The sequence below is a fragment of the Priestia sp. ABM2_011 genome (assembly GCF_056158845.1).
The window spans coordinates 4516928-4532067 of record NZ_JBSWUB010000001.1; the positions used below are offsets into that span (position 1 = coordinate 4516928).

The 15140-nt window shown below is 38.7% G+C and carries 14 protein-coding genes; 8 read left to right on the top strand and 6 right to left on the bottom strand.

The features are described from left to right. Nucleotides 1-72: 72 nt before the first annotated feature. The gene (locus ACXAE4_RS23805) at nucleotides 73-1029 is read right to left on the bottom strand and encodes an LLM class oxidoreductase (RefSeq protein ID WP_475237059.1); all 957 of its coding nucleotides are present in this window, start codon (nucleotides 1027-1029) and stop codon (nucleotides 73-75) included. Nucleotides 1030-1085: 56 nt separating this feature from the next. Next, a complete protein-coding gene (locus tag ACXAE4_RS23810; RefSeq protein WP_014461498.1) occupies nucleotides 1086-2285 on the bottom strand; it encodes an MFS transporter in 1200 nt (399 codons plus the stop codon). A gap of 328 nt (nucleotides 2286-2613) precedes the next feature. On the opposite strand from ACXAE4_RS23810, the gene ACXAE4_RS23815 reads away from it, so the two are divergent. The 7 genes from ACXAE4_RS23815 (at nucleotide 2614) to ACXAE4_RS23845 (ending at nucleotide 8527) form a co-directional block, all read left to right on the top strand. Further along, complete coding sequence (locus ACXAE4_RS23815; protein WP_013055500.1) at nucleotides 2614-2982, top strand: winged helix-turn-helix transcriptional regulator; 369 nt, start codon at nucleotides 2614-2616, stop codon at nucleotides 2980-2982. An 84-nt stretch (nucleotides 2983-3066) separates the two neighbouring features. Beyond that, nucleotides 3067-3246 (top strand): hypothetical protein, encoded by a 180-nt coding sequence (locus tag ACXAE4_RS23820; protein WP_028412301.1) that lies wholly within the window; start codon nucleotides 3067-3069, stop codon nucleotides 3244-3246. Beyond that, complete coding sequence (locus tag ACXAE4_RS23825) at nucleotides 3246-3443, top strand: YwbE family protein (RefSeq protein WP_013055498.1); 198 nt, start codon at nucleotides 3246-3248, stop codon at nucleotides 3441-3443. The genes ACXAE4_RS23820 and ACXAE4_RS23825 overlap by 1 nt, the downstream gene beginning before the upstream one ends. An 863-nt stretch (nucleotides 3444-4306) precedes the next feature. Then, a complete protein-coding gene (locus tag ACXAE4_RS23830) occupies nucleotides 4307-4471 on the top strand; it encodes an aspartyl-phosphate phosphatase Spo0E family protein (protein ID WP_080754377.1) in 165 nt (54 codons plus the stop codon). A gap of 227 nt (nucleotides 4472-4698) precedes the next feature. After that, entirely contained in the window at nucleotides 4699-6378 is a 1680-nt protein-coding gene (gene alsS / locus ACXAE4_RS23835; RefSeq protein WP_081732846.1) for an acetolactate synthase AlsS, read from the top strand. Nucleotides 6379-6394: 16 nt separating this feature from the next. Beyond that, complete coding sequence (budA, locus tag ACXAE4_RS23840; RefSeq protein WP_028412303.1) at nucleotides 6395-7108, top strand: acetolactate decarboxylase; 714 nt, start codon at nucleotides 6395-6397, stop codon at nucleotides 7106-7108. 237 nt (nucleotides 7109-7345) lie between these two features. Beyond that, the gene (locus ACXAE4_RS23845; protein WP_028412304.1) at nucleotides 7346-8527 is read left to right on the top strand and encodes an MFS transporter; all 1182 of its coding nucleotides are present in this window, start codon (nucleotides 7346-7348) and stop codon (nucleotides 8525-8527) included. A 49-nt stretch (nucleotides 8528-8576) separates the two neighbouring features. Here ACXAE4_RS23845 and nasC read toward each other — a convergent pair whose 3' ends face one another. Next, nucleotides 8577-10727, bottom strand: coding sequence for an assimilatory nitrate reductase catalytic subunit NasC (nasC, locus tag ACXAE4_RS23850; protein ID WP_028412305.1), 2151 nt, complete (start codon nucleotides 10725-10727; stop codon nucleotides 8577-8579). Between the two features lie 19 nt (nucleotides 10728-10746). Beyond that, nucleotides 10747-13092 (bottom strand): nitrite reductase large subunit NirB, encoded by a 2346-nt coding sequence (gene nirB / locus ACXAE4_RS23855; protein ID WP_289578719.1) that lies wholly within the window; start codon nucleotides 13090-13092, stop codon nucleotides 10747-10749. A 337-nt stretch (nucleotides 13093-13429) separates the two neighbouring features. On the opposite strand from nirB, the gene ACXAE4_RS23860 reads away from it, so the two are divergent. Then, nucleotides 13430-13864, top strand: coding sequence for a hypothetical protein (locus ACXAE4_RS23860; protein ID WP_028412308.1), 435 nt, complete (start codon nucleotides 13430-13432; stop codon nucleotides 13862-13864). 51 nt (nucleotides 13865-13915) lie between these two features. Here ACXAE4_RS23860 and lrgB read toward each other — a convergent pair whose 3' ends face one another. Then, nucleotides 13916-14596 (bottom strand): antiholin-like protein LrgB, encoded by a 681-nt coding sequence (gene lrgB / locus ACXAE4_RS23865; protein WP_028412309.1) that lies wholly within the window; start codon nucleotides 14594-14596, stop codon nucleotides 13916-13918. Nucleotides 14597-14629: 33 nt separating this feature from the next. Further along, nucleotides 14630-15064, bottom strand: coding sequence for an antiholin-like murein hydrolase modulator LrgA (lrgA, locus tag ACXAE4_RS23870; protein WP_028412310.1), 435 nt, complete (start codon nucleotides 15062-15064; stop codon nucleotides 14630-14632). Nucleotides 15065-15140 lie beyond the last annotated feature (76 nt).

Consider the following 15140-nt stretch of genomic DNA (forward strand, 5'->3'; position numbering starts at 1 on the left):
AAAAATCCGAACGATTCATCGTTCGGATTTTCCTTTAAGTAAACTGCTTTTGTCTCAGCCTCTTTTTGTTTGCTACATATGAGATGGGAAATGCGGAAGCACTTCTTCACCAAGCTCATGTATGACTTCTTCAGCCGGACGCTTACTATCAAAAAGAGCAAAAAAGAGATGGTTAACTCCTATTTCTTTATAAATAGAAAGAAGCTCAATTAATGTATTACGCCCTGCTCGAAATCCTAAACGAATTGGCGTTGGCATTTCATTTGGAACTTCTGCCAAATCTAGATGCATAGGTTGTGTAAAAGGTTTAAAAACGCCTGGATGATAGATATCAACCAGTTCTCTCCACTGTTTAATGGCTTCTGCTTGAAAATGCGGATGACGAGGATAATACATCCAGCCGTCTCCATGCTGTGCAAACCACTCCATATTTTGCTGGCTGTATCCCGTGATCATCGTTGGAATACGTTTCGTTGGCTTAGGAACAACATTTGCTCCTTGAATGGACCCCAAAGCAGACTGGATAGATGGAAATTCTTTATTTAACGCTTCTTCTAAATAATGAAAAGCCTCTGCAAATCGCTTTCCTCTTTCTTCATGAGGAATACCTAACCCTCGAAAATCTGCTTGACGGTCTCCAGAGGATACGCCCATAATCAAACGCTCAGGAAAAAGCTGATCAATGGTTGCCATTTCTTTAGCTACACGAAGCGGATGGCGTAAAGGTAGCACAATAGCAGATGTACTGAGAGCAATTTCTTTTGTTTGACTGGCAAGGTAAGTCAAATAAATAAGCATATCATAAATTTGACCCGTGGCTGGATCGCCAAATGATGGATCTTGAAGAAGGACATCACGGAACCATAAGCTTGTAAATCCATATTGTTCTGCAAGCTGCGTGAGCTCTACTTGTTTCTCCATCGTAGGCGTGGCATACTGATAATTTTCAAGCGGCATATGCAAACCTAACGTTAACTCATTCTCCTTGTACATACGACGATACGCCTTATGATGTTGAAATGTAGTCATTTGCTTCCTCTCCTTTTATAGCTAAGAGATCATCGCAAAAGGCGATGATCTCTGTTTTATTTTGCTTTTGCTTCTATTGAGCGGCTCCATGCGGTTAATAAGACCGCTCCTAAAACCATCACTCCTCCAATCCAAGGAGTATGAACAAGACCAATGGAATCAACAATCAGGCCGCCTACAAAAGAACCAATAGCAATTCCAACGTTAAATGCAGCAATATTCAGCGCAGAGGCTACGTTTACTGCTGAAGGAACATACTTTTCAGCTAAGTTCACGACCAGCACTTGCAGTCCAGGTACGTTCATAAATGCCAATAAGCCCATGGCAAAAATCGTAATTGTTCCCGCTACTTTAAACGATGCAGTAAACGATAAAATAACTAAGATAACGGCTTGAATTAAAAACATCCAAAATAATGCTTTTAACGGATTTTTATTCGCAGCTTTTCCTCCAATCGTATTTCCGATGGCTACTGCTACGCCGTATACTAATAGCAAGATACTAACTGCGCTTGGTGCGTATCCTGTTAACTTTTCAAGAATAGGTGCTAAATACGTATAAGCTACAAACGTTCCGCCATAACCTAAAGCAGTAATAGCAAACGATAGTAAAAGCGGCCCGTTTTTCAAAATTTTTAATTGATCACTAAACTTTGCCGGCGGCGCTTCTTTTAAGTTTTTAGGCACTAAAAGAGCACTGGCAATAATGGCAATAACGCCAAGTAACGCTACTCCCCAAAATGTTGCTCTCCAGCCGAAAGCTTGTCCGATAAATGTACCAAGTGGAACACCTGTAACAGTTGCAACTGTCAAACCTGTAAACATTAAAGCAATGGCACTTGCCCGCTTATCTTCCGGCACCAAATCAGCAGCGATAGTCGCACCGATAGAAAAGAAAATCCCGTGTGAAAATGCAGTAATAATTCGTGCTATAAGCAGCAGCCCAAAGCTTGTTGATAAAGCTGCTACTGAGTTTCCTACGATAAAAATAACCATTAATAGCATCAGCAATGATTTTCTGCTCATTTTACTTGTTAATGCTGTTAATACGGGCGCTCCAAATGCAACTCCCATTGCGTACCCTGAAATTAATAACCCTGCTAGTGTAATGGAAATATTTAAATCATCTGCAAGCGATGATAATAAACCTACTGGAACAAACTCTGTTGTCCCGATTCCAAAGGCGCTAATAGCTAGCGCTAATAGCGGCAAAGCACCGCTTTTTTTACTTTGTTGTGTTTGTGAAAGTGTATTCACTTCTTAACGCCTCCTGTTCGTTATAATAACTTTTTATAATAGCTTCTCTTACAGCTGATTAGCTTAGGTACCCTTCATATATTCGCTAACCGGCCATCAACAATTGTTATTATGAGCGATGTAGAACCAAAGAAAAAGTACGCACTTTCAAGTGATATAGGTACCTGGAGGTTACAATAAGCGTAAATACTAAAGTCATGAACTATTGGGTATTCTAAAAAAATGCTTACACCTAGAAAATTCTGCGCTATAGTGGTATGATAAACATCAGAAAAAATGCGAAACCATGCATTTAACCGTTATCTCTAGAACAAGGAGAGTTGTTAACGTGAAAAAATATAATATTCCAGTGGAAGCGGCACTAGAAGTCATTGGAGGCAAGTGGAAAGTCGTTATTCTTTGCCACTTAATTAAAGGGACAAAACGCCCTGGAGAATTAAAAAGAATTATGCCGCGCGTTACACAAAAAGTATTAACGCAGCAGCTTCGTGAGCTTGAAGCAGACGGCATCATTGTTAGAAAAATGTACAATGAAATGCCGCCTCGAGTAGAATATTCTTTAACAGATTACGGATGGTCTTTAAAAAGCATTCTTGATTCACTATGCTCTTGGGGAGAACATCATATTGAAAAAACGTACCCTGATAAAGAAGCTGTACTTATGCAGCCTGTAGAAGAAGTCACTGTTTCTAATTAAAAAAAGCTGACTAGATAGTCAGCTTTTTCATTCCCTTACTTTCTTTGTTTTTTCAGACGATGTACGTATTCAGGAGGAACCTTTATGACAGAACAACTTAAAAAGAAAATTAGCCTTCAAGATGCTATCAAACAGCAGCTTGCTAATAAGAAAAATCAATCTTCAAGTAAAGCTAAGAACGGCAGTACCAATCAAGCAACCAAAAAGCTGACGAGTCAACAAACCAAAAAAACGAATAATCAGCGAAAGAGAACAGGTGTATAATGAACGGACAAAATAGAAAAGACGTAGCCCCTGGAATTGAAGTCGACATTGTTTTAAAAGCAGATCAGCGTTCTGGAAAACTTACACACGGAACGGTCAAAGACATTCTGACCAATTCAAGCTTTCACCCGCACGGTATCAAAGTTCGTTTAACAGATGGACAAGTCGGACGCATAAAAGAAATTTACCCAAATTAAAAAAGCATGTATTTTACATGCTTTTTTAATTTACACTTCAAATAAATCTACTTATCATTTCCTACTTTTGTTAAAATAAAGAAGCACTGTCGTCCCCTTTCTTTCCCTTGGGAACTCACGCAAGGAAAAAAAAGGTGGTGGATAGTCTGAGACGAATCCTCAAGTCATTTTTCCTAGATGCTGAGAATGTTCAGCTCCTAACGGCTTACGTGGAGCTTTTAGGAGCCATAGTCGCTCTTATTTTGCTATTTTTCCAGTAGTAAAATAAGTAATCACCGATAAGTATCGTCTAAAGGGTTCTTCATCCATAAGGCTCGTGTGCTGATTGTCTTTAGGGAATGGTGTTTGGCGGCACTTCCCTATAGTAAAAAGACAGCTTCCTTGCAGAAATGGACAAGGTGTAATCAACTACGGCCGATTATGGGTGCAGGACCTTTTTCTTTATTAGTCTATGTCTTTTTTTTACTTCCCATACACAAAAATAAAAAAACCTCCGAGTTGGCGGTCTCGAAGGTTTTTTCTAGTGAATCGTTTTCGACAAATCCTCATCCGGGCTAACAAGGTTCAGATTTAATAAGATTATGTGATGAATTTCTTCACCTTACAAGTTAAACTTGTCAAAGCTAAGAATTCATTCGCTTGTTAAGAATAACTGAACGTGCGCTCCGGATTGTCATTTTTCCTAGCCTTAGTATATCATATTTGTTGAAAATAGGTAAAAAAAGTGTTCGACAAAGCTTGTCAGCAGCTCTTTACCTATTTCATATTTTTCAAAACAAAAAACATTTTACAAATATGAAGGAATTTCATACTATTAGATAAAAGATAGAAGATAGAAGTATTCTGACTTGGAGAGGATTTCAATGAAGCAACCACAGTTAGAAAAAGAAATTCGAGCCTTACAATCAGATATTTACCAATTAGCTAAGAAAACAAGCAGCTATTCTCACGGTGAGATCTTAAAATTAAGTCAAAAGCTAGATCAAAAAATTGTTCGTTACCAAAAGCTTTTTAACCATACCAAATAAGAGCCGCGTAGGACTTTCACTTGCTATCCCCCAAGTACCATAAACCTACAGATAAAACAGATGTGTTTTATTCGCAATAGGTACATCTCTGCTTCCCTAATTAATTAGGGAAGTTTTTTATTTAGAAAATTAAAACCTTCTCCTTTCCTTTGGTTAGTTGTCATACAAATTGGGTATTCAATCAGTAGGCCTTAAAACTTATTTAAGAAACTTAAAGGAGAGAATGCATGATGAGTAATGCTGATACTACCGAAACAAAAAAAGGCGCCGATTTACTAGTAGAAAGTTTAGCAAGTCAGAATGTGCCTTATATTTTTGGCATTCCAGGAGCCAAAATTGATGGCGTATTTGATGTTTTGAAAGAAAAAGGACCGGAAGTAATTGTTTGCCGCCACGAACAAAATGCTGCGTTTATGGCAGCTGCTATGGGAAGATTGACAGGTACGCCGGGCGTTTGCCTTGTCACATCAGGTCCAGGTGCCGCTAATTTAGCCACTGGCCTTGTCACTGCTACTTCTGAAGGTGATCCAGTGGTAGCCCTAGCAGGAGCCGTTCCAAGAGCAGATCGATTAAAAAAGACGCATCAATCAATGGACAATGAAGGACTATTTAAATCTATCGCCAAATTCAGCGTTGAGGTAGAAGATGCTGCAAACGTTCCAGAAGTGATAACAGACGCCTTTCGTGAAGCTGTTTCTTCTCCTTCAGGAGCATCTTTTGTCAGCTTGCCGCAGGATGTAATGGATGGCGAAACATCAGCTTCCACTCTATCCTTTCTAAAAACTCCTACGATTGGCGCTGCTAATTTAGACGCTGTTGCCCAAGCTATACACACTATTCGCACAGCAAAACTACCTGTTTTACTTTTAGGTATGAGAGCAAGTAAATCTAAAGCAGTGGAATCAATCCGTCAACTCGTAGCAGAACATGACCTTCCTGTCGTAGAAACGTTCCAAGGTGCGGGAGCTGTTTCACGAGAGCTTGAAACTCACTTTTTTGGACGAGTAGGTCTTTTTCGCAATCAGCCTGGAGACGTCTTATTGAAGCATGCTGACGTCGTCTTAACAATCGGATATGACCCAATTGAATACCCTCCTTCTCTTTGGAACTCAGAAAGTCAAAGAAGCATTATTCATTTAGATGATGTACAAGCACAAGCTGACCACCATTATCAGCCGGAAATTGAGTTAGTAGGGGATATCCCAAGCACCATCGACATATTAGCGGATAAACTCCCACATTTAATACGTTCAAAAGAAAGTGCTTCTTTTTTAAAAACGCTAAAAAGCAAACTTGAACAACCTGACGATCAGTACGAGTTTTCTAATGACACTCACCTTCATCCCCTACAGTTAATTGAAGCTCTGCAGGACTTTGTTGAAGATGATACTACCATCACATGTGACGTTGGTTCGCATTACATATGGATGGCTCGTTATTTTCGTTCCTATGAACCTCAGCATTTACTATTCAGCAACGGCATGCAAACGTTAGGTGTTGCTTTGCCTTGGGCTATTTCAGCTGCACTCGTTCGCCCCCATAAAAAAGTTCTGTCCATGTCTGGAGACGGCGGGTTTTTATTTTCAGCTATGGAGCTCGAGACAGCTGTTCGGTTAAACTTACCAATTGTTCACATTATCTGGAACGATCGAACCTACGATATGGTTGGCTTTCAACAGCAGATTAAATATGGCCGAAAATCTGCGGTAGAGTTCGGGAGTGTAGACTTTGTTACGCTTGCTGAAAGTTTTGGTGCCAAAGGATTTAGAGTGAACTCACCAGAAGAATTTTCGGACACTCTAGCAAGCGCTTTTCGTGAACAAGGCCCCGTTATCATCGACGTGCCTGTAGATTATAAAGATAATGAAAAATTAAATACACAGCTACTGCCAGATCAAATTAACTGAAAGGACTGAGTAAAGAATGAGCAATAAAGAAAAATTAACGATTCACCAAACTTCCACTATGATTGCTTTATTGGACGGAGTATTTGACGGTGTTGTCACATACAGGGATTTAGCTAAGAAAGGTGATTTCGGCATCGGCACGTTTAATCAGCTGGATGGTGAAATGATTGCCTTTGACGGAGAATTTTATCACATTGCTGATGGGAAAGCCGCACCTATTAGTGAAGATGCAAAAACACCTTTTGCCATTATGACAACCTTTTATGAAGATATCTCTTATCGTGTAGAAGAGGAAATGAACCGTGAACAACTAGAAACCTTAATGAACGAGCTTATTCCCAGTCCGAATTTATTCTATGCAGTACGCATTGACGGGAAGTTTAAAGAAGTAAAAACTCGCACTGTTGCAAAGCAAGAGAAACCCTATCCTTCCATGGTAGATGCAGCTGCTGATCAGCCTACATTTACATCTTCAGATGTAAATGGAACACTAGCAGGTTTTTACACGCCAGAATATTCTTCAGGCATCGGTGTTCCCGGGTATCACCTGCACTTTATTGATGAATATAAAAAAGAAGGTGGACATGTTTTAGACGTCTCCGTTCAGGATGTTACCATTCAAATTTGCAAAAAAACGAAATTAAATCTCAATTTATCGGAAACAAGTGAATTTCTAAATGCTAATTTAGAAGACCATGATGTAGAAGAAGAAATTGCGACGGCTGAATAAGAAACGATACTTTTACTGATAAAAAAACTCTCATCGCTGCGCATGACGATGAGAGTTTTTTTATGAACACTTCGTGTATCTTTAAGTTTCCTCCCATTTCTATTAGTAATATAGGTCTCCCATAAAACCACGGAAGAAAGCCTAACACAGAATGATACATAAGAAAGAAAGCATAGTATCATAATTACCATATTGCAACAGCTTTACGCTGTATATAAAAAAGGAGGTTTTTAAGCAATGTTTTCTAAACGGCCCTTATCTGTACTTCTTATCTCGACTTTATCTATGATTATTGCTTTTTCAGTATGGTCTGTCTTCGCGCCTATCGCCGCAGATATTCAAGTGATGTATTCATTAACCAACGCTGAAAAAAGTATCTTAATTGCCACTCCCGTCTTATTAGGTTCACTCATGCGGATTCCGATGGGAATTTTAACAGATCGCTTCGGCGGAAGAAAAGTGTATTCGTTAACAATGCTTGCTCTTTTACTCCCTACCATTTGTGCAGGCTTTACTCATTCTTACTCCATGCTGCTCTTTTGGGCATTTTTTATCGGCATGGCTGGAACAACATTTGCTATTTCCATTACATATGTCTCTAAATGGTATTCACCTCAAAAGCAAGGTTTTATTTTAGGAATTGCCGGGATGGGCAACTTAGGATCAGCGGTAGCAAGCTTTAGTATTCCACTTATCTTTTCTTCTTTTGGCTTGCCTTGGGTATTTTGGAGTTTAGCAATTGCGGTAGCTTTAATGGCTCTTTTATTATGGGTAGGAACTTCAGACCACCCTTCTGCTGCTTCTCCTAAAACGTTGCAGGAATCTTTATCGGTATTAAAATTTAGAGAAACGTGGTTTTTGTCCGTTTTCTATTTTTTAACATTCGGTGGATTTGTCACATTCAGCATCTATCTCCCTACCATTTTGCACGATCAATTTAATGCATCAACCGTAGACAGCGGGCTGAAAACAGCTATTTTTGTTGTATTAGCAACGTTTGTACGGCCTCTTGGAGGATATTTATCGGATGTATTCGGAGCAAAAAAAGTACTCACCTTTGTCTTTACCGGAATGCTGCTAATAGGATTATTTATCGCCTTTACCATCAGCTCCTTCGCGCTATTCAGCGCAGGTTGCTTACTTGCAGCCATTACCCTTGGTATCGGAAATGGAGCTGTTTTTAAAATGGTTCCATCTGTTTCAACAGGAAATATTGGAGCTGTTACGGGGATCGTAGGAGCATTCGGAGGAGTAGGCGGCTTTTTCCCTCCTATTGTGCTAGGCTTTATAAAAGATTCAAGCGGAGATTACGTTGTCGGTTTTTCCTTACTAGCGCTTTTTGCTCTATTCTGTCTCTTACTGAATTATTCTGGATTCAAAAAACAAGATGTACGTATTAACCAAAAGCACCTTGCCTGATTCCACGTAAAAAGCCTCTTTTTGCAAGAGGCTTTTTGCATCAGCATTTTTAATAACTGCTTCTTTTTACAGAAGGGCTAATATTCACGGCACTTACTTTAAAGCCAGGCATCTTACAGGCGGGATCTAATTTCTCAGAAACAAGGTTATTAACATTTTGAGAATCCGCCCAGTGAAAAGGAACAAATACGGTATCTGGCCGAATGCCCTCTGAAAATTTGCTTCTTACCACAATCCTTCCATATGAAGATTCAATTTGTACTAATTCTTGATTCGATATTTCATATTTTTTCGCTGTTGAAGGGTGAATTTCCATAAAAGATTCGAAATTTCTAGCAGATAAAGATGCACTTTTTCGTGTTTGTACACCCGTTAAATAGTGTGACACCACTCTCCCTGTTGTTAAATAGAGAGGATATTTTTTCGTTATTTTTGCTTTAGGAACAATAGCTTGATTCGAGACAGGGACCATCATCGCCTTTCCATCACTATGAGCAAAACGTGTTTCAAACAGGCGCTCGGTTCCTTTATCTGTTAAGCTTCTGCATGGCCATAAAATTCCTTTTTCCGCTCGTAATCGTTCGTACGTAATACCGGAGTAATCCGCGATTCCTCCTTTACTTGCTATTCGCAGTTCATTAAATATTTCTTCAGCTGATGAAAACGAAAAATATTCCTCTTTCCCTAAAACTTTAGCAATTTCACATAGTATTTCCCAGTCGTGTTTGATTTCGCCACGGCGCGGAAAGCTAGCTTCGCGCAATGTAACTCTTCCCTCTACATTTGTCATCGTTCCTTCATCTTCCAAATAAGAGGATGCTGGTAAAATTAAGTTTGCTAATTTTGCCGTTTCTGATTCAAACAGATCTGCTACCACTAGAAATTCAAGCTTTTCAAAAGCCTTCTTAACAAAATTAGCGTTTGGATTTGAAACGGTTGGATTTGAACACACCAGAAACAGCCCTTTAATTTCACCGTCATGAATTTTTTCAATCATTTCATATGCAGAAACACCTTTTCTAGGAAGATCTTTCTCCTCTATGTTCCAAACATCTGCTATATACATCCGATGCTCGTGATTTTCGATTGAACGGTAGCCTGGAAGCTGATCTGCTTTTTGACCGTGTTCTCGGGCTCCTTGCCCATTTCCTTGACCAGTAATGGCTCCATATCCGCAGCGGGGTTTACCGATTTTCCCGACAGAAAGTAGAATATTCAAAAAGTTCCGCACAGCAGCACTCCCGTCTGTTTGCTGCTCTACCCCTCTAGCAGTAAAAATCATTCCTGTTTCTCTTTGACCAAACATACGGGCAGCTTGATACATTTTCTCAAGCGGCACTCCCGTTTTTTCTTCAATGACACTAAATTCTAGAGACGCCACATATTGCATTACCTCTTCAAATCCATTAACACGTTCTTGTAGAAATCGTTCATCTAGATAATTTTCTTCGATAATGACCTTCAAGATTCCATTGGCTAATGCCGCGTCGCTCCCCGGTTTAAGCTTCAGGTGTAAATCAGCTATTTTAGTTGTACCTGTCTCTCTTGGATCAATAGCAATAATAAAAGCTCCGTTTTCTTTTGCTTTTTCAAAATAAGGCATAATCGTTGGCTGGCATTCCGCAATATTTGTTCCAGCTAACATAATACATTCAGTAAACGGAATCTCTTGTAAGCTATTCGTAAATCCTCGGTCCATGCCAAATGTTTTACTAGCAGCAGAAGCAGCAGCTGACATACATAAGCGTCCATTGTAATCAATATACTTTGTTTTTAACGCAACTCGAGCAAATTTCCCTAATAAATAAGCTTCTTCATTTGTAATAGAGGCGCTTCCATAAACACCTAGCGCATCTGCTCCATTCTTCTCTTGAATCTCTGTAACGTGCTCTTTAATATAGTCAAGAGCTTCCCTCCAAGAAATCTTTACAAACTCTCCGTTTACTTTTAACAAAGGATATTGAATCCGATCTTTATGCAAAGGATGCTGGTGCGCATTCATTCCTTTGATACATAATCTTCCTTGAGAAGTAGGGTTGTCTCTTCCAATTGTTTTATACGTTTTTCTTTTTACATGTGTTTGTTCAACTAACTGCATTTTGCACTGCATGCTGCAGTAAGGACACTGCGTATTATAGATACGCTCGGTTTCAACTTGCTTTTGCTGCTCACGAAAATATTTCAACAGCATCTCAGTCATCGTAGGTCACCCTTCTTTCCTATAATAAATATGTGCTTGCACGAGAGCGTTCTGAGCTGAGCTGCTTCATTAAATACTCTCGATTGTCTGCCTCAAACAAAACTTCTCTGACATGAACAATTCCTACTCGCTCGATCCAGCTGCCGACAGCTTCTAAATAGTTCCCCGTTTCACGGTAATATTGAATCAAAGAACAGCTGATTTCTATCGCTTCTTCGTTCGTTTCGGCCACATAAAACAGCTCCCCGCTTCTGGCTTCTGTGCTGCTTCCGCCAGCATATATTTCCCAACCTCTGTCTATTCTTCTTAATCCTATATCACTTGTTGTGACATCCTCTGTAATGTGAAAACAAGAAGCAATACTGATTTTGATATCGCATGGGGTCTTTACGTATTCAAGCTGTTTGTCTAATTCATTTGATAAAGCAAGAGCAGGTTCATACTGACAAATACACGTCCCTTTTCCTATATAAACAGATACATTTTTAACTGTACGTTCATATAGCTGCTGAAGTCCTCTATCTATTTCCTCACTTATCAACGAAAGATATTCTTTTTTCACTCCAATAAGTTGAATGCGCTGATCACTTGTTAAACGAATATTCGAGATGTTGTACCTTTCAGCTACATTTGCTATGTTCCTTAATTCCTGTACATTTGTCAGACCACCGTGAATTTGCGGTACCACTGCATAAGTACCGTCATGAAGCAAAACGGCCTGTTCATTCTCCGTAGTAAATAAAGAATGTCGATTATTTTCATAATGAGGATTCATCATATTTAAATAGTAATGAAGACCGCCTTCACATAACGAGCAGCCTTTCATGTCTTTAAACTTTAACATTTCTCTTACTTGCTGAACCGTTTCAAATTGATATTGCTGTATTTCTCTTACCAGCTCATCTTCTGATAGATGTGTACAAGCACAAAAGGTTTTTTGTTCAATGTTTTCATCAAATTCATCGCTTTGAATATACGTTAAAAGATCTGTTACAAGGGGCTTGCATCCTCCGCATGAACCAGAAGCTTTCGTGCAATTTTTTATTTCATCTACTGTCGTTAAATCATGTTTCTGTACTGCTTCAATAATACCTCCCTTGGTTACACCGTTACAGTTACATACCATATCTGTAACTGACATAGAAGCTGCTGCATTTTCCTTTTCATATTGAGAAGGAAATAATTGTACTTTTTCCGCTTGCGACAAATCCTTTTTTTCACTAATCATTTGTGATAGCTTTATAGCCTCACTGGTATCCCCAAAAAGAACGGCTCCCACTATTCTCCCTTCGCGAAAAACTACTTTTTTGTATATACCATCTAACATATTCGAAATCGTAATAGCTTTTGCACCTTGATTTTCCTTAAACTCTCCGACCGAATAAACGTCTATTCCTGATATTTTTAACTGAGTGGAAAGAACGGACCCGCCATAACCTTCATTTTTCATTTGGCAAAGGTGTCGCGCTAAGACTTTTCCTTGTTCGTAAAGAGGAGCAACAAGGCCGTATGTCATCCCCCGATGTTCAGCGCATTCACCTACTGCATAGATATCCGGGATGCTCGTTTCCAAATAATCATTTACGATAATTGCTCTATTTGTTGCTATTCCGCTTTTTTTAGCGAGATTCACATTTGGCCTCACTCCTGTAGCCATTACAACTAAATCAGCTGCAATTTTGCTGTTATCATTAAATCGGACCCCTTCTACTCGGTTTTCCCCTATAATCTCATCCGTATGTTTGTTTAATAGAAAACTCATGCCTTGCTTTTCCAATTCTTCTCTTAACATAGCAGATGCTGCTCTGTCTAGCTGTCGCTCCATTAAAAAACCCGAATGATGAATAACTTGAACATCCATTCCTAAATTTAATAGTCCTCTAGCAGCTTCCAGCCCTAACAGACCCCCTCCAATAACCGCTGCTTTTTTATACCGTTTAGAAATTTCAATCATTTTCCGACAGTCTTCGATGGTACGAAAACCGAGGACCCCTTCTTTTTCAGCCCCTTTAACGGGGAGCATATACGGGCTCGAACCGGTAGCAATAATAAGCTTGTCGTACATCGTCTCTCTGTTTTTATCTGTTTTTATTATTTTTCTCTTGGTGTCTATGTGCGTAACACTTTCTCCTTTAAATAAAGTGATATTATTTTCGTTATACCATGCAAAAGAATGAATGTTAATATCTTCAAGCTTTGTACTGCCTTGTAAAACGGTTGATAATAAAATTCGATTATAGTTAACGTGAGGCTCACTTCCAAAAACAGTAATATCAAAACAATCTGGAGAATGAATAAGAATTTCTTCAACACAGCGCATTCCCGCCATTCCGTTTCCGATTACTATCAGCTTTTGTTTCGTCATATAAAAACCTCCAACACATAGATTCAGACCGTAAAATATACATTTTTTATTATTTCATAAACTTCTCTAAAAGAAATGAACCTTGTTATAACTTCTAACATTAAAATCTGTTTAAAGCGTATGAATACGCCGATACCTTTCGCTGAAAGCAGGCTTTTATATAGAAGATTAATCTGCTTTAAAAAGGGGTAGAAAAAAGGATGCTGTGCTTGCATTACCTTTCTCTACGCTTTATAAGTACTCTATATAAAATTTTGTTATCTTCTTTTTGCCTACTATTTATTTATTTTGGAATCAATTATGATAAAAGAAAGAGTCTGAATTGGAGGTTTAAAACATGTCAATAACCGTTCACGCCACTCAGTGGATTCATTTTCAAATTAAATTGTATAACCTTCATTCCAAAACGAGATCGCTTAAAGATCAAAAACTAGAATTACCTCTACCAGAATTCCATCAAAACCTGATCATATTTACATCAGCAGCACGTCATGGCCTTACGTTTGGATATCAAGCCATTCAATGGGATACACCCTATACTTCTTCTCCGATTTACATAGAGCATCAGTCTATTCCGTGGTCCACTTTAGAACAACTTTCCCATAAGCGTATAACCGAACACATTACAGCTATTTTCTTAGAGACAATGTTTTATAGACAAAGTCAATTCAAACAATGTCAATTTTGTTTTGAATTTATCATTCCTGAGAGTCTTTTTGACCATACAACCTGCCAAAACTGCGCATCACGACATTTTGGAGTGGTGTATTAACAAATAAAAGCCTGAAGAAGTCAGAGGTTTTCTGACATCTTCAGGCTTTTATTACATGACTAGCTGAACAAAAAGTGGAATAACGGCAACTGTGACGACACCTACAATAACGACTGCAATACTTGCCATGGCTGCCTCTACTTCTCCCATTTCAATCCCTACGGCTACTCCTAGCGCATGCCCGGACGTTCCCAGCGCTAATCCTTTTGAAATTGGATTTTTCACTTTGAATACTTTTAAAAATAATGCGCCCAGTGCATATACAATGACTGCATTAAAAATAACGGCAAAGGAAGTAATAGCAGGAATCCCTCCAATATCTTGAGACAATGGCAGTGCAATTGCTGTTGTAGCTGCTTGTGGGAGCATTGATTTCATCACGACTTCATCCATATGAATACCTTTAGCAATCGCAAAAATAATCGCTACTGAACAAACTGATCCTACTGCAATAGAAGAAAGAATTTGCCACCAGTACTTTTTTAATTTATCGGCTTGCTTATATAAAGGGATGGCAAAAGCAATTGTTGCCGGTTCTAAAAAGAAGCTGATAATTTTTCCGCCGCTACTGTACTCCTCATAAGAAAAGTGACCAAGTTTCAAAAAAGCAATCCCGAGTACCATTGCCACAAATAAAGGAGTAAATAAGAAAAACCCTTTTGACTTTTTAAATAAATACGTTCCAATACCGTACGCAGCTAAAGAAACCACGATTCCAAAATACGGATTCATCTTTCCAACCACCTTGTCTCTTTATAATTGATATTACGCAATGCCCTGTTTTTTTGTTTTTTCACTCATATCTACATCTTTTATTTCTTCTTTTGCTTTATTATCTTTTGTCATGCCAAGTATAAGCTGTGAAAATAAGCCTGTAACGCCTAACAAAATAATCGTTGCCACGATGATAACTAAACAAATTTGAATGCCGTACTGCTGCATAACACCTAATGAATTCATAACAGAAATACCTGCTGGTACAAATAAAAATCCGATCAAAGAAGTTAAAGCCGTTCCCAGTGATTCAACTTGCTCTAGTTTAATAATCTTCAAGCAGAGTGCAAGAAATAACAGCACAAGTCCAATGACTGAAGCTGGCATCGGAAAAGGCAAATGCTCTGCAATAAAATCTGAAATCAACATAATTACGGAAAAAATAAATGCTTGTGTTAAAAAGCCATACACTTTTTTAGCACTCATTTCTTTCACCTCTCTCTGTTTGTTGACTTCATTATATAAAATGAAAACACATTAGAAAGCGTTTTCAAATCAAAGA

Excerpts from the sequence above, each read along its gene's own strand:
- ACXAE4_RS23805 (WP_475237059.1), bottom strand. The coding sequence starts at position 1,029 with ATGACTACATTTCAACATCATAAGGCGTATCGTCGTATGTACAAGGAG.
- ACXAE4_RS23820 (WP_028412301.1), top strand. The coding sequence starts at position 3,067 with ATGACAGAACAACTTAAAAAGAAAATTAGCCTTCAAGATGCTATCAAA.
- ACXAE4_RS23825 (WP_013055498.1), top strand. The coding sequence starts at position 3,246 with ATGAACGGACAAAATAGAAAAGACGTAGCCCCTGGAATTGAAGTCGAC.
- ACXAE4_RS23830 (WP_080754377.1), top strand. The coding sequence starts at position 4,307 with ATGAAGCAACCACAGTTAGAAAAAGAAATTCGAGCCTTACAATCAGAT.
- alsS (WP_081732846.1), top strand. The coding sequence starts at position 4,699 with ATGATGAGTAATGCTGATACTACCGAAACAAAAAAAGGCGCCGATTTA.
- budA (WP_028412303.1), top strand. The coding sequence starts at position 6,395 with ATGAGCAATAAAGAAAAATTAACGATTCACCAAACTTCCACTATGATT.
- ACXAE4_RS23845 (WP_028412304.1), top strand. The coding sequence starts at position 7,346 with ATGTTTTCTAAACGGCCCTTATCTGTACTTCTTATCTCGACTTTATCT.
- nasC (WP_028412305.1), bottom strand. The coding sequence starts at position 10,727 with ATGACTGAGATGCTGTTGAAATATTTTCGTGAGCAGCAAAAGCAAGTT.
- nirB (WP_289578719.1), bottom strand. The coding sequence starts at position 13,092 with ATGACGAAACAAAAGCTGATAGTAATCGGAAACGGAATGGCGGGAATG.
- ACXAE4_RS23860 (WP_028412308.1), top strand. The coding sequence starts at position 13,430 with ATGTCAATAACCGTTCACGCCACTCAGTGGATTCATTTTCAAATTAAA.
- lrgB (WP_028412309.1), bottom strand. The coding sequence starts at position 14,596 with ATGAATCCGTATTTTGGAATCGTGGTTTCTTTAGCTGCGTACGGTATT.
- lrgA (WP_028412310.1), bottom strand. The coding sequence starts at position 15,064 with ATGAGTGCTAAAAAAGTGTATGGCTTTTTAACACAAGCATTTATTTTT.